This window comes from Xanthomarina maritima, assembly GCF_008084905.1.
In the GTDB taxonomy this organism is placed as follows: domain Bacteria; phylum Bacteroidota; class Bacteroidia; order Flavobacteriales; family Flavobacteriaceae; genus Xanthomarina; species Xanthomarina maritima.
The window spans coordinates 39,265-63,997 of the sequence record NZ_VSFC01000033.1 but is presented as its reverse complement, the minus strand read 5'-3'; the positions used below and the strand labels follow the sequence as shown (position 1 = coordinate 63,997).

General features: G+C 31.0%; 24 protein-coding genes, 1 tRNA gene and 1 pseudogene. 6 read left to right on the top strand and 20 right to left on the bottom strand.

The window, feature by feature from the left end:
* The first annotated feature begins 118 nt into the window (after window positions 1-118).
* The 3 genes from FVF61_RS07405 to FVF61_RS07395 all read left to right on the top strand — a co-directional run bounded on the left by FVF61_RS07405 (window position 119) and on the right by FVF61_RS07395 (window position 2,170).
* On the top strand, window positions 119-1,270 hold the full coding sequence (locus FVF61_RS07405) for a trans-sulfuration enzyme family protein (protein WP_148454902.1): 1,152 nt from the start codon (window positions 119-121) through the stop codon (window positions 1,268-1,270).
* 11 nt (window positions 1,271-1,281) lie between these two features.
* Window positions 1,282-2,007 (top strand): bacillithiol biosynthesis deacetylase BshB1, encoded by a 726-nt coding sequence (gene bshB1, locus FVF61_RS07400; RefSeq protein ID WP_148454901.1) that lies wholly within the window; start codon window positions 1,282-1,284, stop codon window positions 2,005-2,007.
* Between the two features lie 87 nt (window positions 2,008-2,094).
* Window positions 2,095-2,170 (top strand) — tRNA-His (locus FVF61_RS07395).
* 104 nt (window positions 2,171-2,274) lie between these two features.
* Here FVF61_RS07395 and FVF61_RS07390 read toward each other — a convergent pair.
* The 11 genes and pseudogenes from FVF61_RS07390 to FVF61_RS14340 all read right to left on the bottom strand — a co-directional run.
* Window positions 2,275-3,843: a M28 family peptidase gene (locus FVF61_RS07390; protein ID WP_148454899.1), complete on the bottom strand. Its 1,569-nt coding sequence runs from the start codon at window positions 3,841-3,843 to the stop codon at window positions 2,275-2,277.
* A gap of 95 nt (window positions 3,844-3,938) precedes the next feature.
* On the bottom strand, window positions 3,939-4,985 hold the full coding sequence (locus FVF61_RS07385) for a M28 family peptidase (RefSeq protein WP_148454897.1): 1,047 nt from the start codon (window positions 4,983-4,985) through the stop codon (window positions 3,939-3,941).
* A gap of 67 nt (window positions 4,986-5,052) precedes the next feature.
* Window positions 5,053-5,454, bottom strand: a complete 402-nt coding sequence (locus FVF61_RS07380; RefSeq protein WP_148454895.1) for an FUSC family protein — start codon at window positions 5,452-5,454, stop codon at window positions 5,053-5,055.
* A 4-nt stretch (window positions 5,455-5,458) separates the two neighbouring features.
* Window positions 5,459-6,238 carry a DUF3108 domain-containing protein gene (locus tag FVF61_RS07375; protein WP_148454893.1) on the bottom strand — a complete coding sequence of 260 codons (780 nt, stop codon included), beginning with the start codon at window positions 6,236-6,238 and terminating at the stop codon, window positions 5,459-5,461.
* Between the two features lie 88 nt (window positions 6,239-6,326).
* The gene (locus FVF61_RS07370; RefSeq protein ID WP_233586737.1) at window positions 6,327-7,259 is read right to left on the bottom strand and encodes a transporter; all 933 of its coding nucleotides are present in this window, start codon (window positions 7,257-7,259) and stop codon (window positions 6,327-6,329) included.
* A 144-nt stretch (window positions 7,260-7,403) separates the two neighbouring features.
* Window positions 7,404-9,716 carry a T9SS type A sorting domain-containing protein gene (locus FVF61_RS07365; RefSeq protein WP_148454891.1) on the bottom strand — a complete coding sequence of 771 codons (2,313 nt, stop codon included), beginning with the start codon at window positions 9,714-9,716 and terminating at the stop codon, window positions 7,404-7,406.
* A gap of 109 nt (window positions 9,717-9,825) precedes the next feature.
* Entirely contained in the window at window positions 9,826-11,463 is a 1,638-nt protein-coding gene (locus tag FVF61_RS07360) for a tetratricopeptide repeat protein (RefSeq protein WP_148454889.1), read from the bottom strand.
* 851 nt (window positions 11,464-12,314) lie between these two features.
* The gene (locus FVF61_RS07355; protein WP_148454887.1) at window positions 12,315-13,268 is read right to left on the bottom strand and encodes a HipA domain-containing protein; all 954 of its coding nucleotides are present in this window, start codon (window positions 13,266-13,268) and stop codon (window positions 12,315-12,317) included.
* Entirely contained in the window at window positions 13,265-13,582 is a 318-nt protein-coding gene (locus FVF61_RS07350; RefSeq protein ID WP_109681548.1) for a HipA N-terminal domain-containing protein, read from the bottom strand. Before FVF61_RS07350 ends, FVF61_RS07355 begins: the two co-directional genes overlap by 4 nt.
* Window positions 13,554-13,793, bottom strand: coding sequence for a helix-turn-helix transcriptional regulator (locus FVF61_RS07345; RefSeq protein ID WP_102996206.1), 240 nt, complete (start codon window positions 13,791-13,793; stop codon window positions 13,554-13,556). The genes FVF61_RS07350 and FVF61_RS07345 overlap by 29 nt, the downstream gene beginning before the upstream one ends.
* Window positions 13,794-13,976: 183 nt before the next feature.
* A pseudogene (locus FVF61_RS14340) lies at window positions 13,977-14,186 on the bottom strand (ATPase); the annotation flags it as partial.
* 633 nt (window positions 14,187-14,819) lie between these two features.
* On the opposite strand from FVF61_RS14340, the gene FVF61_RS07335 reads away from it, so the two are divergent.
* The 3 genes from FVF61_RS07335 to FVF61_RS07325 are packed head-to-tail and all read left to right on the top strand — an operon-like array spanning window position 14,820 to window position 16,201.
* A complete protein-coding gene (locus tag FVF61_RS07335) occupies window positions 14,820-15,575 on the top strand; it encodes a hypothetical protein (RefSeq protein WP_148454884.1) in 756 nt (251 codons plus the stop codon).
* A 1-nt stretch (window position 15,576) separates the two neighbouring features.
* Entirely contained in the window at window positions 15,577-15,972 is a 396-nt protein-coding gene (locus FVF61_RS07330; protein WP_148454882.1) for a DUF5675 family protein, read from the top strand.
* Between the two features lie 4 nt (window positions 15,973-15,976).
* Entirely contained in the window at window positions 15,977-16,201 is a 225-nt protein-coding gene (locus FVF61_RS07325) for a hypothetical protein (RefSeq protein WP_148454880.1), read from the top strand.
* Between the two features lie 572 nt (window positions 16,202-16,773).
* Here FVF61_RS07325 and FVF61_RS07315 read toward each other — a convergent pair.
* From FVF61_RS07315 to FVF61_RS07275, 9 genes are all read right to left on the bottom strand, one after another.
* Entirely contained in the window at window positions 16,774-17,838 is a 1,065-nt protein-coding gene (locus FVF61_RS07315; RefSeq protein ID WP_148454876.1) for a hypothetical protein, read from the bottom strand.
* Window positions 17,839-19,543: 1,705 nt separating this feature from the next.
* Complete coding sequence (locus FVF61_RS07310) at window positions 19,544-19,897, bottom strand: hypothetical protein (protein WP_148454874.1); 354 nt, start codon at window positions 19,895-19,897, stop codon at window positions 19,544-19,546.
* Window positions 19,898-19,941: 44 nt separating this feature from the next.
* Window positions 19,942-20,409 carry a hypothetical protein gene (locus tag FVF61_RS07305; protein WP_148454872.1) on the bottom strand — a complete coding sequence of 156 codons (468 nt, stop codon included), beginning with the start codon at window positions 20,407-20,409 and terminating at the stop codon, window positions 19,942-19,944.
* A gap of 47 nt (window positions 20,410-20,456) precedes the next feature.
* The gene (locus FVF61_RS07300; RefSeq protein WP_158635196.1) at window positions 20,457-20,834 is read right to left on the bottom strand and encodes a CpXC domain-containing protein; all 378 of its coding nucleotides are present in this window, start codon (window positions 20,832-20,834) and stop codon (window positions 20,457-20,459) included.
* A 14-nt stretch (window positions 20,835-20,848) separates the two neighbouring features.
* On the bottom strand, window positions 20,849-21,436 hold the full coding sequence (locus FVF61_RS07295) for a CHAP domain-containing protein (protein ID WP_148454868.1): 588 nt from the start codon (window positions 21,434-21,436) through the stop codon (window positions 20,849-20,851).
* A 26-nt stretch (window positions 21,437-21,462) separates the two neighbouring features.
* Window positions 21,463-21,861, bottom strand: a complete 399-nt coding sequence (locus tag FVF61_RS07290) for a hypothetical protein (RefSeq protein WP_148454866.1) — start codon at window positions 21,859-21,861, stop codon at window positions 21,463-21,465.
* A gap of 43 nt (window positions 21,862-21,904) precedes the next feature.
* Window positions 21,905-22,162: a hypothetical protein gene (locus tag FVF61_RS07285; RefSeq protein ID WP_148454864.1), complete on the bottom strand. Its 258-nt coding sequence runs from the start codon at window positions 22,160-22,162 to the stop codon at window positions 21,905-21,907.
* Between the two features lie 29 nt (window positions 22,163-22,191).
* Complete coding sequence (locus FVF61_RS07280) at window positions 22,192-22,866, bottom strand: hypothetical protein (RefSeq protein ID WP_148454862.1); 675 nt, start codon at window positions 22,864-22,866, stop codon at window positions 22,192-22,194.
* Between the two features lie 37 nt (window positions 22,867-22,903).
* Window positions 22,904-24,667, bottom strand: coding sequence for a hypothetical protein (locus FVF61_RS07275; RefSeq protein WP_148454860.1), 1,764 nt, complete (start codon window positions 24,665-24,667; stop codon window positions 22,904-22,906).
* Window positions 24,668-24,733: the final 66 nt, after the last annotated feature.

Sequence of the window (24,733 nt, the reverse complement as noted above, 5' to 3'; positions counted from 1 at the left end):
GGAGTAAGTAATTGTCCTTGTACACAAAGCCCATTACATTAAAATCTAAAACTTTAATAATAATTTAATGATTACTTAGCTCATATTTTCCTAATTTTAGGTGCATAAAAACTTAATCATGTCAAAAGAAAAATTAGGACTAAATACAATTTGTACACATATTGGAGAAATTAAAGACGAACAGTTTAAAGGTGCCGTTTCTCCCATATATATGTCAACATCTTATCAATTTGAAGATGTTGAAGTTAAAAGATACCCAAGATATTTTAATACTCCAAATCAAGAATATTTATCTAAAAAGATCGCAGCTCTAGAACAAGCAGAAGCAGCTATGATTTTTGGATCTGGAATGGCTGCAATAAGCACTACGTTTTTAGCTTTTGTAAAAACAGGAGATCATATAATAATACAGAATCCATTATATGGTGGAACTAGTAATTTTATTAGAGAAGAATTACCTAAGTATGGCATAGAGTTCACGTTTACTGAAGGCTATCAGATTTCTGACTTTGAAAATGCTATTCAGCCCAATACTAAATTGATTCACATTGAAACACCTTCAAATCCTTTATTGACTATAACAGACATTCGAGCTGTTGCAAGCTTAGCAAAGTCTAATAATATTATAACAACAATAGATAATACTTTTGCAAGTCCAGTTATACAAAATCCAATAGATTTAGGTATAGATATCGTTATTCATTCTGCTACCAAATATTTAGGTGGTCATAGCGATATTTTAGCAGGTGCAGTTGCAGCATCAGAAGAGCATATAAACAAAATATGGCATGCAGGTAAGAACTTAGGTGGAAGCTTGAGCGATTTTATGGTTTGGATGTTAGAAAGAAGTATGAAAACTCTAGGGTTACGAGTAAAAGCTCAAAGTAAGAATGCTAAAAAGCTAGCTAAATTTCTAAAAAAACACCCAGATGTAAAACATGTTTATTATCCAGGATTAAAAGATCATCCAGAGCATGAATTAGCTACATCTCAAATGAAAAGTTATGGAGCTATGATGTCTTTTGAATTTAAAAAAGATATTGACGCGTCTAAGTTTTTAAAGTCTTTAGAACTTATAAAATCTTCCATGAGTCTGGCAGGAGTAGAAAGTACCATGTTGATTCCTGCATTAACTTCACACTCATTATTAAGTCAAGAAGAAAGAGATAGTTTAGGAATAAGTCATGGTTTGATTCGGTTTTCTGTAGGAATAGAATCTAAAAGAGATTTAATTAATGATATTGAACAAGCTATTGAATTAGCCAAATGAAAATATAAATTATGAAATTAGATATTCTTGCATTTGGAGCACATCCTGATGATGTTGAATTAGGTTGTGGAGCCACATTAGCTAAAGAGATTAAAGCAGGTAAAAAAGTAGGCATTATAGATTTAACCAGAGGTGAATTAGGAACTCGTGGTACTGCAGAAACTAGAGATAAAGAGTCTAAGGAGGCATCAAGCATTTTAGGTTCAAGTATTAGAATCAATTTAGAATTTGCTGATGGGTTTTTTGTAAATGACAAAAAACATCAATTAGATATTATTAGAATAATAAGAAAATACCAACCAGAGGTTGTGCTTTGTAATGCTATAACAGATAGGCATATAGACCACGGAAAAGGCAGTAAATTAGTAAGTGATGCTTGTTTTTTAAGTGGTTTATTAAAAATAGACACTAAGTTTGAAGAAGATGATGAAATTTGGCAAGAGCCTTGGAGACCTAAACTAGTATATCATTATATACAATGGTATCCCATAGAACCAGATTTTGTAGTAGATGTATCTAATTTCATGACTAAAAAGATTGATGCAGTAATGGCTTATAAAACACAATTTTATAACCCTAAAAGCAATGCTCCAGAAACTCCTATTTCGAGTAAAAATTTTACAGATAGTGTGGAATATAGAGCTAGAGATTTAGGTAGGTTAGTAGGAGTAGAGTATGGTGAAGGGTTTACTGTAGAACGTTATCCTGTGGTAAACAGCCTGTTTGATTTAAAGTAAAAATAATTAAATAATATTGTAAAAAATCTTTGTAGAAAAAAGGAAATAAATTACATTTGCACTCGCATTGCAGAAAAGCAATAACATGGTGGTTGTAGCTCAGCTGGTTAGAGCATTGGTTTGTGGTACCAAGGGTCGCGGGTTCGAATCCCGTCTTCCACCCAAAAAACAAAAGCTTCACAGAAATGTGAAGCTTTTTTGTTTACCTAATTAAATAAAAAAGCCTTCCAGTTAATGAAAGGCTTTTTTTAATAATATGTTTAAATTTTATTTAGCTGCTTTATCAACAACAATTCTATTTTCTCTGTTTGCAAGTTCCCAAGCGGTATAGAATACTAATCTAGTTCTATTTTGTAATAAATCGTATCTAATTTTATCTGGCGTATCTGTTGGTTTATGATAATCTGCATGAGTACCATTAAAATAAAAGATAACTGGAATATTATTTTTGGCAAAGTTATAGTGATCACTTCTGTAATAAAAACGATTTGGGTCATCATCTTCGTTATAGGTGTAATCAAATTCCATTTGCGTATACTTATTATTTACTTCTTCGGAAATCGCATGTAATTCAGTACTTAATTTATCACTTCCAATTAAATACACATAATTACCATCTCCTTCTTCATGTTTTGGGTCTACACGACCTATCATATCGATGTTTAAATTAGCTACTGTATTTGCCAGTGGAAAGATAGGATCTATATCTGTGTAATAACGTGAACCTAACAGTCCTTTTTCTTCACCAGTGACATGTAATAATACGATTGAACGTTTTGGTCCTTGTCCGTTTTTAGCAGCAGTATTAAAAGCTTCAGCGATTTCTAAAAGAGCTACAGAGCCAGAACCATCATCGTCTGCACCATTATATATCTCACCATTTTTAATTCCTTCATGATCTAAATGTGCAGAAATTATAATATACTCTTCTGGTTTTTCAGAACCTTTAATGATGGCAATAACATTTTCAGAAATTATTTCTTCTGAAACATTTTTATAATCTAAACTTACAGGCATTTCTATAGTTTGATTAGTTATTTCAGTTTCAATAGAAGGTAAGATGTTTTTTGCTAAATCTGTATTAATTAAAAAATAATACATATCGTCGGCATTTCCTTTTAAAGAAATTGCTCCACTTGCTCCACCAAAACGTGCAGCAGCCATTGAATAAATTTCTGGATAATATACTAATACAGCAGCAGCTCCTTTTTCTTTTGCTATATCTCTTTTAGAAGCAAATGCTTGTCTGAAATTAGACCATTTAGATGCTTCCGTAGTTCCTGTAATTAAATAATTACCATCTGCATCTTTAGGTTCTCCAGATTTGATTAATACCACTTTCCCTTTTACATCTAAATCAGTATAACTAGAATATTTGTCGTCTTCAATTCCAAATCCAGCAAAAATAATTTCGTCGGCATTTAACTTTCCATCTTTTGGAGAAGAAATTGAAACAAAATCATCAACCGTTTTATATTCTTTATTATTAACTGAGAAAGCAACATTTGGAGCTCCTAATTTCTCTAATGGTACATTTTGAAAATAAGTATCTCCTGGTAAAGCAGAAGGAATTTTCATGTTTATGTATTGCTCTTTTAAATAGTTTACAGCTTTTTTTTGTCCTGGATCTCCAGTTCCTCTTCCTTCAAAGTCATCTGAAGCATAAATATATAAATCTATTTTTAGTTCTTCAGAAGTAATAGTTTCAGCATATGCCGTTACATCTAGAGATTTTGGTGTTACTGTGTTATTGGATTGGCTTGTAGTATCACTTTTTTGTGTTCCACAAGAGAAAACGAATCCAGCACAGCAAATAATTAATAAAGCTTTTTTCATTGAAATGTTATTTAGTTATGTAATCAAGCAAAAGTAATCAAACACAGTTCTTAGAATTAGTGTTTTTAACAAACTTTAACAACAAAAAGATAAAATTATAGGCTTTCATTTAAAATTAAACGATTCTTACGATTTGCTAATTGCCAAGCTGTTGCAAAAACTAACCTAGCTCTAAGTTCAAGTACTTTATAATTTATCTTATCTGGAGTGTCTGTAGGTTCATGATAATCTTCATGTTCTCCATTAAAATAAAAGATTACAGGAATGTTGTACTGTGCAAAATTATAATGGTCGCTTCTAGAATAATAATGGTTTTTATCGTTTAAATCGTTGTATTTATAGTCTAATTCTAAATTAATGAATGCTTTGTTTGTTTTTTCTGAAAGTATGTGTAATTCTTTACTTAGTCTATCTGCACCTATAAGATAAATGTATTTTTCTTGATTTTTTTCTTCATGGATTTTATCTATTCTTCCAATCATGTCAATATTGAGATTAGCCATGGTTTCTTGTAATGGAAAAATAGGATTCTCAGTATAAAATCTGGATCCTTCTAATCCTATTTCTTCAGCAGTTAGATGTAGAAATAATACAGATCGTTTTGGGCCATATCCTTTATCTTTTGCAAGTTTAAATGCTTGTGCTATCTCCATGAGAGCTACAGTTCCTGAACCATCGTCGTCTGCTCCATAATAAATAAGAGAGTCTTTTACTCCAAGATGATCATAATGAGCTGAAATAATAACAACTTCTTCGGGTTTCTCATTTCCTTTAATGTAGGCTAGAACATTTTCAGAAGCATTAATGGTTTCATCGTAAAAATAAGATTTTGGGATAGTTTGATAATATACCGAATCTTTTATTGGGGATATAATTTCTTGAGATATGTAATAGTTTTTTAAAAATTCAGCCGCTTTTTTCTGACCTAATTCGCCAGTTTTACGACCATTAAATTCTTTACTAGCATATTTAAATAAGTGATTACTTAATTCTTCTGAAGTAATTGTATTAGCATAAGTGACAACAGTCGTACTATCGCTAATTTTTACATTATTGTTTAAGGTTTCTATTTTAGTACTATACTTGGAAGTAGCACAAGACCCAACAAGTGATAATATGGAAGCTACAAGTAATGCTTTCATAGAATAAGAGCTTATTTTCAGTCAAATAAACTAAAAAAATATTGATATTTAAAAGTTATTTAAAGTTTTATTCAATATCTACTTCTTCGAAGTCAGCTTCATCAACATTTATTTCTTCTACATCTATGACTTCCAAATCAATTTCTTCAATATCTAAGTCTTCAAGTTCTTCAATAGCATTTTCTTCAGACTGTTTTTCTCTTTCTTGTAATTCTTCTGTATTACCAACTTCAACAGTGTTATATAAAGATTTGTAAGTAGAAATAGACATGGCTATTATGGTAAGTAAAAATATAAGTTGGATGGTTTTTTTAGAGCTATTTTCTTTATTTGAAAAATAAAAAGCTATTAATGCAAAAATAAAGGCTGCAATTGCAGGAAAAAAAGCTAAGTTAGATAGTGGTAAAACAGATAAAATTAACGCAAGTACAGATGCTATGATTCCTAAAGCGACAAAAAGTTTTTTCATAATTTTAATTTTTTAGCCCAGTAGCAGATTTTATTTTTAATTCTCCATTCCCAACAGCTACTTTAAATTTAGCATAAACAGGTATCTTATTTTCATCGGCAGTTAACCAAAGAATGTTATCATTATTGCCCTTTAAAACATCACTATTTTTAATAGAAATAGATAATTTGTAACACATTTTACTTCCAATATTTGTAGAAATAGATTCTTTACCTAAATAAGTAAAAACAACCTCTGTAGGTTTGTTGTCAAACAAAACAGTTAAAGTTTTAGAAGTGCCATTGGAATAATTTTTAAAATCTAAAGTTCTTAAATAATAAATTGTAGAAACAATATCTTTGGTGTTACTAGAAATATTTAAAGTCTTATTTTGGTCGTAAGTGCCACCAGTTTTCTTTTTCTTTCTAATTAAACTTGCTACTGTCCCTTTAGTGTGACTGTATTTATATTGAACAAATTTAGAATATCCACCTTCATAAATATCTCTTTTATATAAATAAGGTTTTACAGTTGAAGGGCTTACATAGCTTTCGTATAAATCTCTAATTTTAAAAAAACTATCCCATTTACTATACGTAGTTGCTGTACATTTTAACCTTAATAAGGTAGCTTTTGAAGTTTTAACTTCGCTAGTTTCCATATTTACCTGTGCAAGTTCTGTTAAAACTCCAGACATATTATAGGAAGCTGTAAAAGTGAGATTTTCTCTTGCTTTAAACGCATTGTTTTGTGAATAACTAGTAGAAATAACTAAAAGCAATAGAATGTTAAAATATTTTTGCATAAAGATGTAAGTTTTTTTTATAACGTTAGTTATAACATTTATTGTGCCGAATTAATTTATATTCATTAAAAGTGATAATTAAGTTTAATTAAAACGTTGTAGCCCATCCCAGAACAAAACCATTTGTGTTTGCACCAACATCTTTAATAGTAAGTGTTGTACCATAAGCAAATTTTAGGGATTGTTTTTTAAATATAGGGATGCCTGCAGAAACACCACCTACAAAATTCCCACGTTCATCATTATTAGGTTGTCTGTTTACAATTGTATGTCCACCTAAACCATATCCTAGACCTAAAGAGGTCCAAATACGATGTTTAAATGTTCTAACAAGGTGAGTTTGCATAGCAAAAAGAGGCTCTTGTTTTTTTGTTGTATTATTATAAAAATCATTATTATTTGTATATAAAAATATAGATCCAGTAAGTTCATAAGACCATTTTCCCCATTTATGAACCATTCCTACTTGAGGACGAAAAACAAAACAGTTATAACCTAAGTTCAAAAGTTTGTCACTATAATATTGTCCAAATGGGAAAGTAATTGCTAAAGAAGCACCTACAGTAGTATAAGTTGGGTTTTCTTTAAGATATTCTTGCATTTCTTTAGGAGTCATGGCTTTTGGTCCAATAAAATTGATGGAGAATCTTAATCTAGAATCTGCAAACCCATTTCGTTTTACTGTTGTAGGTACGCTATTTAATAAGCCTTCCCAACGAGCTGAGCTATATGGGATTAATGCATCTATTCTTGCTAATTTAGTTCCAATTCTAAAAGGTCGAACATATTGTAAAGCTAAAGAATTTACTAAAACTGTAGCGTTTTCAGCTTGTAATACAGGATCAAAATCGATATTGCCAAAAGTGTGTGCATACCCAATACCAATAATATTGGTTCCTAGAGGCATTGCTGTCCAACGTCTAGGTTCTATGTCTTGAGAAAAAACTTGATTACATAAAAAAATATTTAAAAATAAAATTATATTAAAAAAATATTTAAGAAATATGTGGAGTTTATTCATCTAGTTTTGTTGACATGCCAAATTTAAACAAGTTTTTAAAAATAATTGATTTATTGAAAAGACCATTTAAAAATCATAATAATTTTTATATAACAAAAAAAGCCCTAAATAAATTTAGAGCTTTATTAATATTTGATAAAAACATTATTGTTTTATAATACGCTTAAAATATATAGTATTGTTTAGGTCTTGAATTCGAACTAAATAAGTGCCAGAAGGTAAACTTGAAATATCAATTTTTGAAGAGTTTTTAATATCTAAAATTTTAGTTCCAGTTAATGAGTATATTGTAAGTTGACCTACATTGGAGTTATTAATTTTAACATTTAATAGATTTTTAGTAGGGTTAGGATAAATAATTAAACCCATTTCATCAACATTTTCAATTTGCGGTGTGTTTAAAAGGCTAAAGTCAATATCGTATTCTACAAGCCCTAAGTCTGAGCTTCCTATATATATTTTAACAGAGTTTGAATTAAAAATATATGCAGAATGACTAGAAGTTATGCTAAGTAATTGATCATTACTAATAGTTGTCCAAGATTCCCCACTATTAGTTGAATAGTGTATTGCTGTTCTAGAGAAATAAGAATCATGAGTTGTAGCTACTAAAACTCCTTCTGTTTCTGTAGAGAAAGCAACTTTGTGAGTTAATAAAGTTGTTTTTCTATCCCAATTCTCACCACCATCTACAGACATAAAAATACCTTTTGAACTTGCCAATGCCATATGGTTTGGATTTAAAGGATCTACTTGTAAATCTAAAATCAAATCAGAAGGAGTTAATACTTCAAGTCCTGTACTACTATTTGTCCATGTAACACCATCATTATTGGATGAATATACTTCAATACCATCACTTATAGTAATTTTACCTGATTCATCAATAATAATTCCTCTAATGTAATTAATAGTAGGTAATGTAATATCGGTTATTATGACATTATTTAAATTATTAAAATTAATTTTTTTCAATATACTACTACTAGCACTAAAAGCAGCGAATGCAGTAATAATGGTTTGAGGCATATTAGGATAAGTTGCTATTGCAGTAACTTTATTTTGAGCGACTGTTACTAAATTCCTATTAATTAAACCATTTTCATTACTTACTTTAAGAGTGGATCCTGAACCATCTTCTGTGAATGTATAAATTCTATTTGCTGTAATCTTATCAGCATAAACAGTCATTGGCGTATAAACTGTAAAATTATCTAGAGGCATGATGCTACGTGGGCTATCTATTCCTGTTGCTAAATCTCTCCAAACATACCCATACTGAACGCCATAATAAACGTTTTCGTAGGATTCATTAGAAAATGCATCTAAATTACCAGAGCTAGCGAAATAGGGAGTTTTAACCCAAGTTAAGGTTTCTCCACCATCTGAAGAAAATTGAGGAACAAAATTACTGCTAATAAATAGTTCTTCAGAATTAAATGGATTATAACTTGCATTTAAGCCATAAAAATAGCTCTCAGGATCTCCAGAAGGATACACATAATTTTCCCAAGTTACACCACCATCTTCTGAAATTACAATTTCATTTTCTTCTAAAACAATCATTTGCAATGGATTATTTTCATTAATTTGAATCACTCTAATATTATCTAAAGCCGAATCAGTCCAATTAATAGGTACAGTAGTAAAATTATCTCCGCCATCTATAGATTTATATAAATTTTCAGTAGCGACAGAAGTACCAATCCCTGATCCAATCCACATAATTAAATTATTATCTGGGTTGAATTTAATTGGGTCTAAATTAACTCCAGGTAGTTTTTCTATCCAATTTTGTCCAGCATCTTCAGAAACAAATAGTCCTCCATCTATATTTGTTGGGCCATTGCCTCGAGTTAGGAATAATTTATCAGGATTACTAGGATATATAGCTACATCTGCTATAAAAACATAATCATGATCCTCATTGAAATAAACCATATCCCAATTTTCTCCACCATCCGTAGTATAAAAAGTCTTTCCTTTGCTCGTATTATTGTCTTGATATCTTGTACTCAACAATAAAATATCCATATCACTTTCATAAAAGTCATATGCATCAATATAAGCATGATCGCTTTGGTTTGGTACATCTATGGTTTTTATAATAGTAGCTGTATTAATATCATATACTTTTATAGAACTATACATAGTATTAGGTACATAACAATTAAACGTTAGGGTTGTACCATCAGGTGATATTTTTAAATCAGTAACACTTGCACTTTGATGAATTTCTAAGGAATATAAAACATCCCAAGTTAATCCGTTATCATAAGAAACAACAATATGATTACCTAAGGTAACAGCATATACTTTGTTTTCTACATCTTTATCATATGTAAGATCAAATACGCGTCCAAAATCGTTAGAACCTATAACCTCTAATTGTTGAGAGAAAGAAGATTGATGACTTGAGCATATCCATAGTAAAACTAGAAAAAAAGATTTTTTCATTTTATTTTAAATTTTGTTTAAGCAGTAAATATCTTGTAAAATCAATAAATTTAAACAAAAGATTCTAGAATAAAAGTGACAGAGTCTGGAAAAAACGTGACATGTCTATTTATTGTTCTGTAATATAGTTATATAGCGAAATATTAGCTTTTAAACCCATTTTTTTGATTATTCGCTCTTTTCGTTTTCTTGCAGCTTCAATAGTGATATTAATAAGTGAAGCAATTTCTTTTGTAGTAAGGCCCATATAAACATAACTTAGATAACGAATATCATTTGCAGTTAAACCTGGATGATGACTGTGAAGTTTAGAAAGTAACCCATTATTTACTTCTTCAAAATGAGTTAAAAAAGTGTTCCACTCTGAATCATTATTTAAAAGTTTTTTTAATTCGTTTATTTTATTAGTTAAAAATGTGTTTTTAGAAATATCAGATTGGTCTGTTAAATTGTTAATTATATCATTAATTAATTCGTTACGTCCTGAAATTTGTAATGCTTTTGCAGCCAATTTCCTATTTCTGGTCTCTATTTCATTTTTAAGGCGCTCCTCTTTTAACAGAGCATCAGTTTCATTTGCAATTAATTGCTTTTCTAAAAGGAGATTATCGCTTTCTTTTTTTTCTAACTCTAGTTCTATAAACTCTTTACTGCGTTGATGTAAAATTTTTCTTTGCCTATTTTTTATTGCACTATTATATAGTGCCCAAGCAATAAGAAATATTATTAGTATTGAGATACCAAGAAGACTATATAGCTTTATGCGTTCTTGTTCTTGTAATTCTTTATTTTGCTTAAGTTCTCTTCTATAATTTGATATCTCAAACTTTACTTTGTTAGTTTCAAACAATTTTCCATTTTTTAATTTATAAAGAGAGTCTGTTAAATTTAATATTGAGTCTTTTGCGTTTAATGCTTCTATATATAATTGGTTATTTAAATAGATCTTTGATAACTGTTTAAATGCAGTAATTTTAGTTTCTAAATTAATAGCCAAATTTAATGCGGTTTTTCCAAGTTCTATAGCTTCAGACTTTTCGTCCATGTTATTGGCTATATTGGAAAGTAATAAAAGGATATTAATTCGCTCCTCTGAAAGTGCTGTTGTTTCCAAATTAGGAAGAATGGTTGTTGCTAAATATTTTGCTTTTAGCAATTCGTTTTTTTTATATAAATTTTCTGCTAAAGCTATCTCGGCTAAGATATAAATGGAGGGTTCATTTTTAAGCTGTTTTTTAGCTTCTTGCAAATAAGTATTAGCTAACTCTAGTTTATCTTGATTGTTAGCTACAATACCTAGGTTTATTGCGTAAAGTCCTATTTTGATAGTGTCTTCTTTCTTATGTGCTAGTTTATAGGCTTTCAAAAAATATTCTTTTGCCTTATTTAATTCTCCTTCTTTACTGAATAAAATAGCAATATTGTTTAAAACAATCATCTCTTCATTATCATCTAGATATTTAAGAGCTATGTTATAAGCCTCAAGGTAGTTATCTAAGGCTTCTCCATAATCTAACATGGCATAATAATTAGCACCTATATTATTTATGGCTAAAAACTGTTGTTTGTACCATTTATTTTCTTCAGCAATTGTTCTTACTTTAGTTAAAAATTCAAGAGATTTTACAAAGTTTTTGTTATTTCTAGCTTTTATTCCTTCTATTAATAGACTATCTAATTGATTTGTATTTTGCGCTAACAAGAATGGACTTAAAAGAAGAATAATTATTTTAAATAAAGCTTTCATATGAAATTATTAAATATATGAATTTAGTTTTAACCTAGAAAAAAGTATGATTGACAATAAATTAAATTATTGTATAAATAAAAATATTTATTTCAATTAACAATCCATAAATTTAAATTAGTTTATCTTTTTTGAAGCTATTTGTTACAGTCAATTATATTTTAGAATCTTAATAAGTTAGTTTTGTAAGTTCAAATAATAAGTGCAACTCATTAAATCATTGGGAACTTTAGTCTTCAATGATTAGCCAAGTGCTAAATGTCATTTGATTATTTAATTTTAATTGCTTCAATCGGGTTATTTGGTTTTAATTAGTTTAATCAATCGTGATAATTATTTTCGATTTCGGCCACTCAATCAAAATCATTTAGTGGTATCATATAATTTAATTTGTCTTTGTCTTGTATTTTCTGAACTCATTTCAACTACAAAGTTGCAACTCTTAGTTTAAGATGCATATAATTAACTATTACGCCACTTGTATATGTTATGTCGAAACCTTTTTGATTAGCTTTCAAACTTCCAAAGATGAAAAACATTGGTGTATTCTATTTATTTTAAACTTTCTGTATATGCTTCAAACTTCTCTTTTATTTTTTTGGTTGCCTATTTCGAATAACAGTTTTGAAAAAAACTAAATTATAAATATAAAGGCGATTGCTATTATAAAGAAAGATTTATTTCCTTGAAAAAGGGATTAATGATTGTTTATTATTCATATTATATTAGACCAAGTTAAAGCTTAAACAATTATATATATTGGTTTTAGAATATAAGGAAAATATATAAAGAATTTGTTGATAATAGATTTTATAGTTTGTAGAGAGTAATGTGTATGACATAGTATAATTTTATTTATTGTTCAATTCTAATTGTTTCGCTCTGTTTTCTATGAGTGCTATTAAAGCGCTTTTATTTTCTTCACTTAAAAAGCTACAGGCGATTAATTCTTGCCATTGCTGCATGCCTTTTTCTATACGATTCCATAGGTTTTCAATCGCTTTTGCAGGGATTTGTGCTTTGGCCATGGCTTCGTTAAAATCTAGGCGCTTGATTTTTCGCTTTTTTCCGTTGAGGTTTAGCGCTAATTCTTCTTGATCTTCTGGAATTAATAATTTAACCGCTACCATATCATAGGCTGGTGCCAATGCATAGTGTTTACTGTCGTTTGCTATGAGTGAAAAATTTTTTAAATGCATGTCGTTATTTCCAATAAGGAAAGAAACAATAACTTGCTCATAAAATTTTACGGCATCCAGTAATGGGTTTTGTGTATAGGTTATAATACCCTTTGCAATTTGCTCGTAAGAACCACGATATTTATGTTCTGTAAGTCGTTCTGTGAATTGGCAAGCATCTTCCATTGGGTATTTTTCGTTATTGGCAGTTCGATCTATACGCTTGGTTAAATAAGCTAAAGCACCATCTTTTAATGGGATTAATAAAAAGGGTACTGTAGCTATGCCACAAGCTTGTGCTAATAACATAGATAGTGCCTCAATTTCTGGCATTTGTGGGTAGATTTTAAATGGTGGTTTTAAAATATACCTGCCATTTAATGCACCTACAATGGTTAACCTATTTTGAGCATTTTCTTGTGTGAAACCTAATGATAATTTTGGTTGTACACCAGTAACGATGATGCGTTGTGCTACGTTTTCTTTTGCCAACGCTTCGATTTGAGACATTTCATACTCTAATTTTAGTACAGGCGTGTCTTCTTGCCAAAATGCTGTTAGGCAGTTTTGATGGTAATTTAGATCACCATCTTCTAGTTTTTTATGACATGCTAAACAATAGTTCATACTTTCTCTATAATGCTAATATTACCAATACAATCTCTACATGTGGTTAATAATAAGCCCATGCGGTCTCTTGGGTTTATTTTCCAATTTTTATGTGCGATGTCTAATAACCAACCTTCCGGAATTAAACCATCGAAGAAAGGGAATAGGTATTCGGCACTAAACGATTCTTCTTGTAATGGTAACGTTAAACTCACTGCTAATGCGCTTTCATTTTCTAGGTATGCTTTTTCATACTTGAAATGATAGCCATTATCGTCCTCGGTTAATATACCAGCTAACGTTTTATTTACCCAGATTTCTCCTTGTCTCATCGCTTATAGGTGTTGGTGTTAGTGTGTGTCCAAAAAATAATAGAACCTGATTTACTTTATCGGTCATTACATTTGGTTTTCCCTGTTCGAGTTCGCGTACAAAACGCAAGCCTACACCTGTAAAGTCTGATAACTCTACTTGTGTTAGATTTGCTTTTTTGCGTCTATCCCTTACAAATTGGGCTATGGTGTTTTCTCTATCCCATTCCATTGTATTATACCTTTATGGGTACAATATAGTAATTTATTTTAGAATTATACCTTAAAGGGTGTAAATATTTTAATATTGATATATTTACACCCTTTAAGGTGTAATTGTATACAATAACATGTTCACTAATTTAACATGTTCATTGTCACTGAACATCAAAGAATAATGAACACCAACATCATACTAACTTCGTTTGTCTTTTGAATTATTATTAAAGGCTATTAAATCTAAGGTTTCTCTTAATCTACTTCTCACTCGATTGTCATAATGATGTCCTAGTTCTGATGCAGACAGGTTAGTTGTGAGATGTGTTTTAACCTTTTTGCTAATAAATAAATCATAGCGGCTTAAAAGAATTTCACCCATCACATTACACTCGTTACCGAAGTATTTATTTGTTTTTGTTTAGATTTGTAACTTTATAAACTGCTCTTTGGGATATCGAATGCCTAATCTATAAGATTCATTACTTACCTAAAAACACCCTTTTCAAGCCTAATGTGGGGAAGACGTGGGGAAAGAATTTTTCTAAAAACAAAAAACCCCTTGAAAATCAAGAGGTTTCTTAAAAGTGTTGCGTAGAAAGAGGAACTGGATAGTTCCTCTTTCTACGCTGTGTATCAAATAATTAAACATCTCTTTTATTTATAGTGAACCGAATGAGGAACCGTATGCTTTGGTTTTAAATGTATTGATTTATGATATCTTCCTCAATACCAGTATATTCTGAAAATTCTTTAAATGTAACAACCTGGTGGGCTTCCTTACCGAAATGGGCTTTAATTTTCTTGAATAACTGACGACTGTAGCGCTCACTTCTTCCAGTGATGCACATAATGTCCTTTGGGTAAATACATAGTCGTTTGAGGTTGCTCATACTTTATCCATACTTTATCTATACTTAAAACTACTATCATCCTAGGCTAAAATAGACAAAAAATGCCTTTTTCGGCATAGGAGGGAGGTGCTTTTGGGATAGTTATTTAAAGATACGGAGTTTTGATTTAAATAAAAAATTTTACAATCATGGCAAGACAAACTGGTATTATTAAATTAAAAGGGACATTAGATGATATTTCCTTTTACAAAAGTAGCGACGGTCATTTGGCACGTACCAAGGGTGGTATTGATGGCAACCGTATCGCGAATGATCCTGCGTTTCAACGTACACGTGAGAATGGTTCTGAATTTGGGCGTGCTGGCAAAGCCGGCAAGCTGATTCGGAATGCGATTCGTGTGCTGTTGCAAAACGCCAAAGACAAACGAGTGGTAAGTAGATTGACTAAAGATCTAGTAGCCATTATTAAAACGGATGCTGTAAACCTTCGAGGGGAACGTACGGTTCAAGATGGAAATTTGAGTGATTTATTAAACTTTGAGTTTAACCTCAACGGAAAACTAGCTTCAACTTTGTTCGCTCCTTTTGTTACAGCTTTTGATCGTGTGACAGGGAATGCTGATGTTACATTAGCGGCCTTTAGTCCAACGGTGCGAATTGCAGCGCCTACAGGAACTACGCATTTCAACCTTGTAATGGGTGCTGCTGAAGTGGATTTCTTAAATGAAATTTTTGTTTTTGAAACTGCGAGTTCAGGGATTTTACCTTACACAGCTCCGGACACGGCTCCTATAGCGTTGAACGTAGCACTTACTGCAAACTCGGTGTTACCGATTTTTGAGGTGGTTGGTATTGAGTTCTACCAGGAAGTAAATGGTGAGATGTACCCATTGAAAAACGGGGCTTACAATGCACTTTCTGTTGCATTAGTAGATACGTTGTAAGATGGATTTACTGCTTCAAAGACAGTATTTTAAAGAGGGCACGAATAGTGCCCTTTTTGTCAATGGGCATTTTATCTGCTTTATAATTGAATTGCCTTGGAAAGACAATAAACGTGAAGTGTCCTGTATTCCGGAAGGGGTTTACGAATTGAAAGCTCGTTCTTCTAGTAAGCATAGGAATCACTTGCAAGTTATAGGCGTTTCTCAGCGTAATTTGATATTAATCCATCCTGCAAATGATGCTCAAAAGGAATTAGAAGGTTGCCTGGCACCTGTAAGTCAGTTAACAGGAATAGGGAAGGGATGGTCCTCACAACCAGCTATGCAAAAATTACTTTCTCTTTGTCATCAGGCATTTGAGCGCAAAGAACCTATTTTATTAATTATTAAATCTTAAGATTATGAATTTAATTGATCGTTATTCAAAACCAACTCCAAAGTTTTTCAAAACTTTACGAAATATAGGCATTGCCTTAGCTACAGCTGGAGGAGCTATAATTGCTGCTCCGATTGCAATGCCAGCTTTGGTGATTACAATTGCCACTTATTTAACTGTGGCTGGAACTGTGGTTACCACAGTTAGTCAAGCTGTTGTTGCCGATGGTACTTCAGATAAACAGGAATAAAATGGACATTACGGAATTAAATACTAGGGTTGGATTTTTAGGAGGTACTTTATTTTCTATCGTTTTTAATATTAGTTTGGATAATATTTTATTTACTATAGTTATGGCTAGTATAGGGGCTTCGGTAAGTTATGTGGTATCAAAATTCCTTAATTTCCTCTTTAGATATTTCAAAAAGTAATTGATTCCTATTGGGATTCAAACAGGATAAAAGGCTCTTAAATTAAGAGTCTTTTTTTATGTTCTTATTGTTAAAACTTCATAAGTATCTCGCTTCATTTAAAGGGTGTCGATACTTAATCATCAAGCTAGAGATTTCTGTTTATAAGACAAACCCCTAGCATTAATTTTTCAGAAGAAAAGAAAAAAAAGAAAGCCGTATAGCTGTAGCCGGGGATACCCTGTCAAGTTTTTTGGATAAAAGTTTTTTAGTGAAATGGATGGCATACAAACGACATTATTTTCTTAAAAAAGTTTTGTTCAAAACCCGTAGGGCTTGAACTTTATAGGGTAAAAGCGTTGGCAGAGGGTAGGCTACTAACTTTGCTCACTTTTTTATTATTATTCATATTTTAATGATTTAGACTTAATAGAAATTTTTGGTCATTAACATCAAAATTGACAAATGCTTTGTAAATATTTTTTAATAGCCGAGTAGGTGTTTGACCAACATTATTATGGAGCCAATTGTTTATTATATGGTTTTTCTTCAATTTACCTCTGTTTACAGCTGCTGGACTAAAAGGTGTTATTATAAAATATTCTTTTTGAATAGCTATGGTGTTCTGTAATAAAGGATTATTTGCAGGAATTGATATGCGCGTTTTTATAATTATTTTTGTTTTAAACATTAAGTTTAGTGTAACCGCATTGGTTGCATTAACTTCATACCAATCAAAAATCACTTGATTGATATCATTTAATAAACAAAACTCAACTTTAACCCCTCTATCTTGTAAACCTCTAAAAAAGAAGTCAAATGCCCCACCTGATTTCACATTTATACTGCCCATAGGGTTAACATTCATATTTCTATGTATTGATAAACCACTGATACCAAAAACGTTAGATGTGTTAAAAAGTAATCTATCGACCTTGATATTACTTAATATATGCTTGAATAAATCTTCATTAATGACAATATTACCTAAAGCACTATCTTCGGATGTATATTTTTCTCTTCGGGTTGAATAAATAATGTCGGAATAATTTATGCTGTTGTTATTTAGAAAATTTTTTAATCCTTGTTTGGATTCAATGCGATCTGGATGATTGAAAATATCTTCAGCTTCATCATTTTCTAATAGTATATCCCACATGGAATTTCTATTACCATGATAAAATGGAATTTTTGGAGCGTCAAACATTTTGCCATTAGGTTGCATAAGGTGATGCATACCATTATCTAGTAGTAATTGATTATCACGCAAATAACTAATAGGAGGAAAAGTTCCAATTATATATTTATCATATTGGCCAAGATTAAATTCTGAAATATATGGATGAATTTCAACAGGCGTTTGTTCTGGTAATACAAAGTTATTATGAACAAGATGATGTAACAATTCATTGTTTCTAACCTGAATAGAATTTAAATACTCTTCTTCGTTGTTAATGTTGTGTTGTCTTAAAATCATGTTTTTTTAGATAAATAAGTTATTAATTTCTTTGTTATTTTTTAGAATTAGCGTGAGATAAAAAGATTCCTGTCTAGCATCTGTTTCACTTATATTGTTGTAATAAATCAATTTGGTGGTAATTATAAATTGGTTGGAGCATTTAAAGGTTCTGAAGCCATTTATATAAGAATCAGTAATTAGGCAATACTTGTGGCTGTCCTTTGTTTTTTTAATTTCATAAATGAGACAACCGTCTAGAACAATAAGGAATTCCTTGTTATAAACTTTTAATTTAAAACAGGCATATTCAATTTGTTCTTTATCAAGGGTAAGTGACTTTTCAATTTTTATGCGTTTAACATCGTGTCCTTCCTTTGAATTTAATAGATTCAGATTACTACCTCGATAATCAATTAATAAGCAACCAAAATAGGTGTCAGGTGGGATTATTCTCATTGTAAGTGGCTTAATTTTAGGTGGTTTAAGTAAATATATAAGGAAAGTTTTTAATAAAAAAACGGTATTTATTTTTTTGATTTTTTTAAATAATGTTTTTTTTCTTCACTGAATTTTCCCTATGGAAGCTTGATTTTTTTCTTTGGCAGGTAATCTAAAGGTGCGAGCCGTTTGCGAGTGGAGTTAGGGTGGTGTGGTAATAGCACGTTGCATTATTTTGCATAAGTGCGTACCACAGCAACGGTTTACCGCAAGGGTGGCGGATTTTTTGATTTTTTTTTCTAGTTAGACGTTATGATGTGGATGTTAACTGCATGTTCCAATTTTGGCAAGTGCACCGATTGATGGAGGCCATGGAAGGTTTTGGGAATAGTTTTCATTTAAGGGTTGGTGTTCCGGGTTTTTAAAAGTGTTATCGATGGTCTTAGTTTGTTAGAATTTTTATGGACTTTAACTAAAGCCAACCCGTAATGTAAAAACTATTAAGCTTGAGTGGAATGGCCGACTGAATGAGGTGCTCTTGCGTTTCTTGCGAAATATGATAACCCCTTAAGTTTATTAGTTTGTTCTTTTAATGAAGGATTTGACTGTATAAGAATGAGGTTCTTGCCTGCGCAGGTAGGGTTATCTTATTTGCAAGCTGGATGTGTTCAAAAAATGTGACACCCGTGAACCTACAAACTTATGCCAACTGGATTTTAAGTGATATATGTATTTTAATTAAAGTACAATTGTTCAATGCATTAAAAAGTTTTGTAGGTTCTGCCCGAAGCGACCAGCAGGCTCGCGATTTATGAAGTAGCGGTTTACCCCAATAAAAAAGGCATGCGCCTAAGCGCATACCTTATAGGGGTTTGGGGTAAAGAGTAGCTACGGGTGAGGAGGGAGAGAATGTGTGTAATAAAACAAATAAATAGTGCCAACGAGGACGTGTCGCCGCAGTGGTGCTATTTATGGTATATGCAAGCCTTATAAATGCTAAATTGAGTAGGATATAAGAAGTGTTTTTAAAAAACGGTATACCGAACGTATACCGAATGGCTTGCAGATATGTTTTATGGAACAAAATGGAACGACTGACGAACACCTTATTACCTGCCCATCCTGAATTATAATGCTAGAACTGCATGTTGAAAAATGATGAATTTTTATTTTATGAATTATCAAATGTTAGCCTATATTTTAATAAATGAAGGAGTATGCGTTGGAAGTGTGAGATTGTTTGCAGTTCTGTTTGATGATTACTTTATTAATTTACTTAACTAAATTAAGATTCTTTACTCCATAGACTTAGGTTGATAGTAATAGCCTTATTTCTTATTTTACTTAATGTATCCGGATTTAAAAAGAATTCAATTATATTTTCACACTCACGGCTTGATAGGTATGCTCTACCAATAAATCCTACAGTTTGGTTTTCCAAGCCTTGTAATTGACTGTAATCTTTTTTTTCATTATAATTATTGCTTGGAAAAATACCGTATTGAGTAGCTATGAGTAATGGGATGCGACCATCTGGAATACAAAACTCTTTGTCATCAACGAGATCATATGTATGCGGTTCTAAATATACAGGAGTTGGAAGATGGGTTAAATATTTATATTTTTTAGCAGTGCACATCTTTTTTTTATTTTAAATATTTAATGTTCAACTTACATTTGTTTTTATGACTTAACTTTAAACAAATCTATTATACTCTCTAGTTCTTTTAAAAATTCAGTTTCTTTAGTGGAGTCGATGAAAATACTATCACTGATATCTATATCTAGTTCTTGATTACCATAAGCCGAATAGGAGCCATATGTTCCATCTAGAAAAATAGGTTCTTTAAATAAACTTCCATTGCATTCAAACCATTTATTAGTGAAATTGGATAATTCTTCTGAATATATAATTTCTAGAAATTCACTGTAATCCTCTTTAATAAAACTATCTCCAAGGTCTATTAAATCATGATATAAAATTCCCAAAGATGCAGCTGCTATAACACAGCTGTCTGAAGTTAGTTTTTCGTACCAAGCTAATTTTGTGTTTTCATTAGGTGGATTAAGATCTGGACCGCAACTTGCATCCATAAGCAATCCTAAGTATACATACTCTATACCATCTACTTTTACTTTATTTAGTTCCATATGATTATTTTTTTACTTTTTAATTTTTTTTAAATATACCCAAAACATCAAAGTTCATCTTTAGGTTTGTTTTCAATTGTTAGTATCTGATTTTCTAATAGTAAAATTTCCATTTTTAATATTTGCAAATCATTTACAACTTTAGCATTGAATAGATAATGCCTGTTTAGGGGTGGGGCAGGAACGAAGCTTTTATTCATGGAATACCAAATAGCAAACTGTTTATTTATATCGTGATATAATATAGGAACTTCAATTTTACAGCTAGATTTGCAGGTTGTGCAGTTAAACATATTAAGTTCATTATTTAATAGTTTTTCTTTTAGATTTTGACTTTTTGGAGCTGTGACAGATGTAAATAGTATCATCTTTTCAGAATTATTACAGATAGGACAGGTGAAATCTATAATTATGGATTTACTCATAGTTTCAAGTTTTGTTATTCTTTTCTTAACCATCCTAAAATTTTATCATCATCTATTAACCATTTGTTATTGCTGGTTAATTTCATCTTTATATTTTTTCTGGAAGGAGCATTTGGTCCAGGGTTTTGCTGAATAATTTCAATTTCATTATCAAAAACTTTTGAAATAATCACTACGTGTCCATAACTATTATATTTTGTTGCATCCATCACAATTAAATCATTCTTTTGAGGTTTTGAGTTGCTCGGATTTTCATATTGTACTAAATCTCTCTTTTTATTGATTTTTCCATCTGGGATATTCTTATCAAAGAAACTTTTGGCATGGCCATAACTGTCTGGCATTTCGTGATTGAAATAGTCATAATAGTATTTTTTTACAAATTCCACACATTGATATTCTAACCCAATATTATATCCATTTTTTGTGTTTCTCTTTACTACGTTTCCTACGTTGCCATTGTAATAGACGTAAACGCCATTGAGACTATCAATTTTTTGGCCCGTCTTATAGTTATAAATCAATCTTTTAATATTTGTAGTTTTAGATACTATATAACCACTAATTAAAAGTAAAATTAAAATGATACTTATCTTTTTCATAACACTGACTTTCTATGTTTAGCAACTTATTTTATTATAATTCTAGGATCGATTAATTCTGAATTTTCAAACATGATTGTTTCATCCATATATTCAATAACAACTCTATTTTGGTCAAAGTTTTTCATCAAGGATTTGGTTAAATTTTCAATCTCAAATTTTAGTATTTTCACTTCTAAAGGGAATTTCGGATAGTTTATGAAATTTAGATTCAGGTGTGGTTCAACTTGGCCACTTAAAACAATCTCACAATTACTTAACGAAACGCTTAAAATGACATCTTTTTCTATAAGTAATTGGTTTTGATAATCTTGTATAAATGTAATTATTGCCGATTTATTTATTGTCTTTTGAGTATAACCTAATTCAAGACCTAACGTTACTTTAGCGGAAAAAGGTTGTATAGCTGTTTTTTTTAAATTCATATCGTTTTTTTTATTAATGTATGTTGTTTGGTTCTTTACTAATCTAAATTTCTTTGATTATCTTACAATTTAAAATTTTGACTTTATTCTTATAAGACATGGAATTTTCATGGTCGATTTCGCTAAAATCAATTTTTCTTCTTATGAGTTCTTCCCTCATTGCATCCATAAATCCTTGAATAGCAAAATTGAAATACTTAATACCAACTTTGCGGTTAAATTCTTCAGCTAATTCATTGTCAGTTAAATTTTTAAATTTCTGTAAATATTTTTGTTTGTACTGGGATGAGTTTGTGATCATTGGATTTGATTTAATTTTTTATATATGTTTTATTCCCATTTGGACCTATCATCTAATTCTAATAATGCGTCTATTTTTGCAACTAAACAGCCCTTATGTTTTTTCATTCCGAAAATTACTTTATCGCCTCTATGCTCGATAATCTTTGGTTCAAATTTGAGTTTATGTGGATCGTACTTCTCAAAGTATTTTATTAGAAGCATTTGATAATAACCCATAGAATATTGTGGTTGATTTTCTTGACGCCATTCCAGATAGGTTTCCCAATCATCGATTTCTCTGTGCCAAACAAAATTACCTTCACGGGTAATCATACTTCCAAGCCATTCCACATCTTCCATTCCAGGGATATCTTTGTCTAATAATGGTGAAACATATCCATTTGCACCTTTTGTGAGTTGTTCATATCCCAGGACAAAGTCGTCATATTGCTTGAAACCTAGAGGTTTTAAGGTTGTATTAATTAAATGATGTAGTCTGTCATGTGGTTGCACCATTTCATTTAAAATATATAACTTCCCATTTGTTTCTCCCCAAAGATTATACTTGGCTACAAAATTGGCTAAATCGCCAAATTTTTTGTTGATGCTATCAACATTAAATATTAGATATGAAAAATCTACATTAAGAATTTCCTTATCTGAATAATGTATATACATTTTTGTTTCTTCCATATTAATTGGTATTCCTTCTTTGGTCTTCATCTCTAAAAATAAATATTAAACAGAGTATTAATTACAGCTATGCTGCTTCGTTATTACCATACATGGAATTATTCTGTACGCTAGTTTCTTGATTACGCCATTCTTTCTTTCCAGATTGAATGATTTTAATTCCAGTAAAGCCTAAGGTATTACGAATATCATCGATAGGGTAGTTGCTGATTAAAATTCCATATTGGTATGGATTCTTTTTAAAGAAGATGTTTCCAAAATTTGAAGCTAAATTGCATTCCCAGTTTTTATATACACGATTACTAGCTTGATTATAACCAGAAGCTATACGTACCGTTACTCCTTTCTGATTGAAGCGAACCCCTTTTGTAGAAACATTGTAAAAGGTTGATTCGAAATAATCCAGTAGGCGATGGTAAGCATCGTTATCAATAAATGACAGAGCCTCACGGCCTTTTTCACTTAATAGTTGCTCATAGGTCCATGTTTCTATTTGTTCAACAGGGATGAATGAACCTTCCACTTGTGTTTTTACAAACTTTGTATGTGTACTTAGTCCCTTCACATTATTGTTTAACAAGTTGTTGCGCCATTCATCATCGGCAAAAATCTCCCAATCTTGTTCAAATTGTGCATAATGTTCTAAAAGACCTCTACTAGCCATTAATTTGAAGTTCCGGTTACCATGGTACCCACAGAAACGACCAGTGATTCCTTGGGCACCATTAGCTAGTTGTTTATCTCTAGGTTCGATACCGAAACGCACTTTCTCTTTAAGAATGCCTAAATCTTTACCAGCTGTAAGCGCTTGTACAATTATAAGAACAACTCGTTGTCCTCTTTTTAGAATTAAATCTGAAAGCTCTTTTATTCCTTCATTAATGCTAAAGTCGCATGCTATATCGGAGCCAATAAGAATAGTAGTACACTTATTTTTATATTCCTTTTTTAACAATCTCCTTAATTCAATTGCTCTTGAAGTATTTGATTCTCGTATGATTCCCAAGCCACTTTCAAACGTGTTTAAAAAGTTTACATATTCTTCCGTTTTAGGATGTATGTTAAAGATTTCCTCTCCATCAAGATCTTGAGCTTGAATAGGTCTAAATCCTTCAGGAATATCTTCAATAACATTATCTTCTAACATTTCAGAAATTCCATAATATTCTGGTGGACGAACCCCAACAATCACATCGACATCTGTGGCTCCTGTAAATTGGGCATCTAAAATATCATAAGGGGTTGCACTAACTGCTAAAAGTTTAATATCTGGAATACGACATCTTAGCTCTGCAAAAAAGGCTAACTCGAAAGAAGACTCTACCCCAGAACCGTATTGATCCTCATCGCGTACAATCAACTGCACATCATATTCGTTTACGACTTTGTGAGGGTTCGGATGATTGAAGAAATCACTCATTTTCATAACCTTTAATACAGAAGGTTTCATATCACCAGAAATACAATCGTAATATTCACGTTCTAACACACGGCAATTTTGGTCGTATAAGTCTGTATCTCTCATACTCGTAACAAATAAAATAGACTCAAATTCCTTAATTAGACCTATTGCTGGTAATACGTAATTACATAAAAAGTAAATAGTCCCAGATTTCCCACTCTGCATTGAAGCAACAAAAGCCATGTTTTGATTCCCTTCTTTTACAGAAAGTCCTATACGTAAGGCGTTAATAATTTGGTTTGGAAAAATCCCAGTTCTTTTAGAGCTTCGTAACGTATCTACGATGTTATCTTCAAGAGATTGAGGAGCGTCTAATTGCTGAAGAAGTGTTTCTATTTCAGCATTCCAGAAATTTTGATATGAAGTCATAATTACAGTATTTAAGATTTATACTGCAATGATACAATAGAACTGCGCAGTGTAATTGCACAGTTT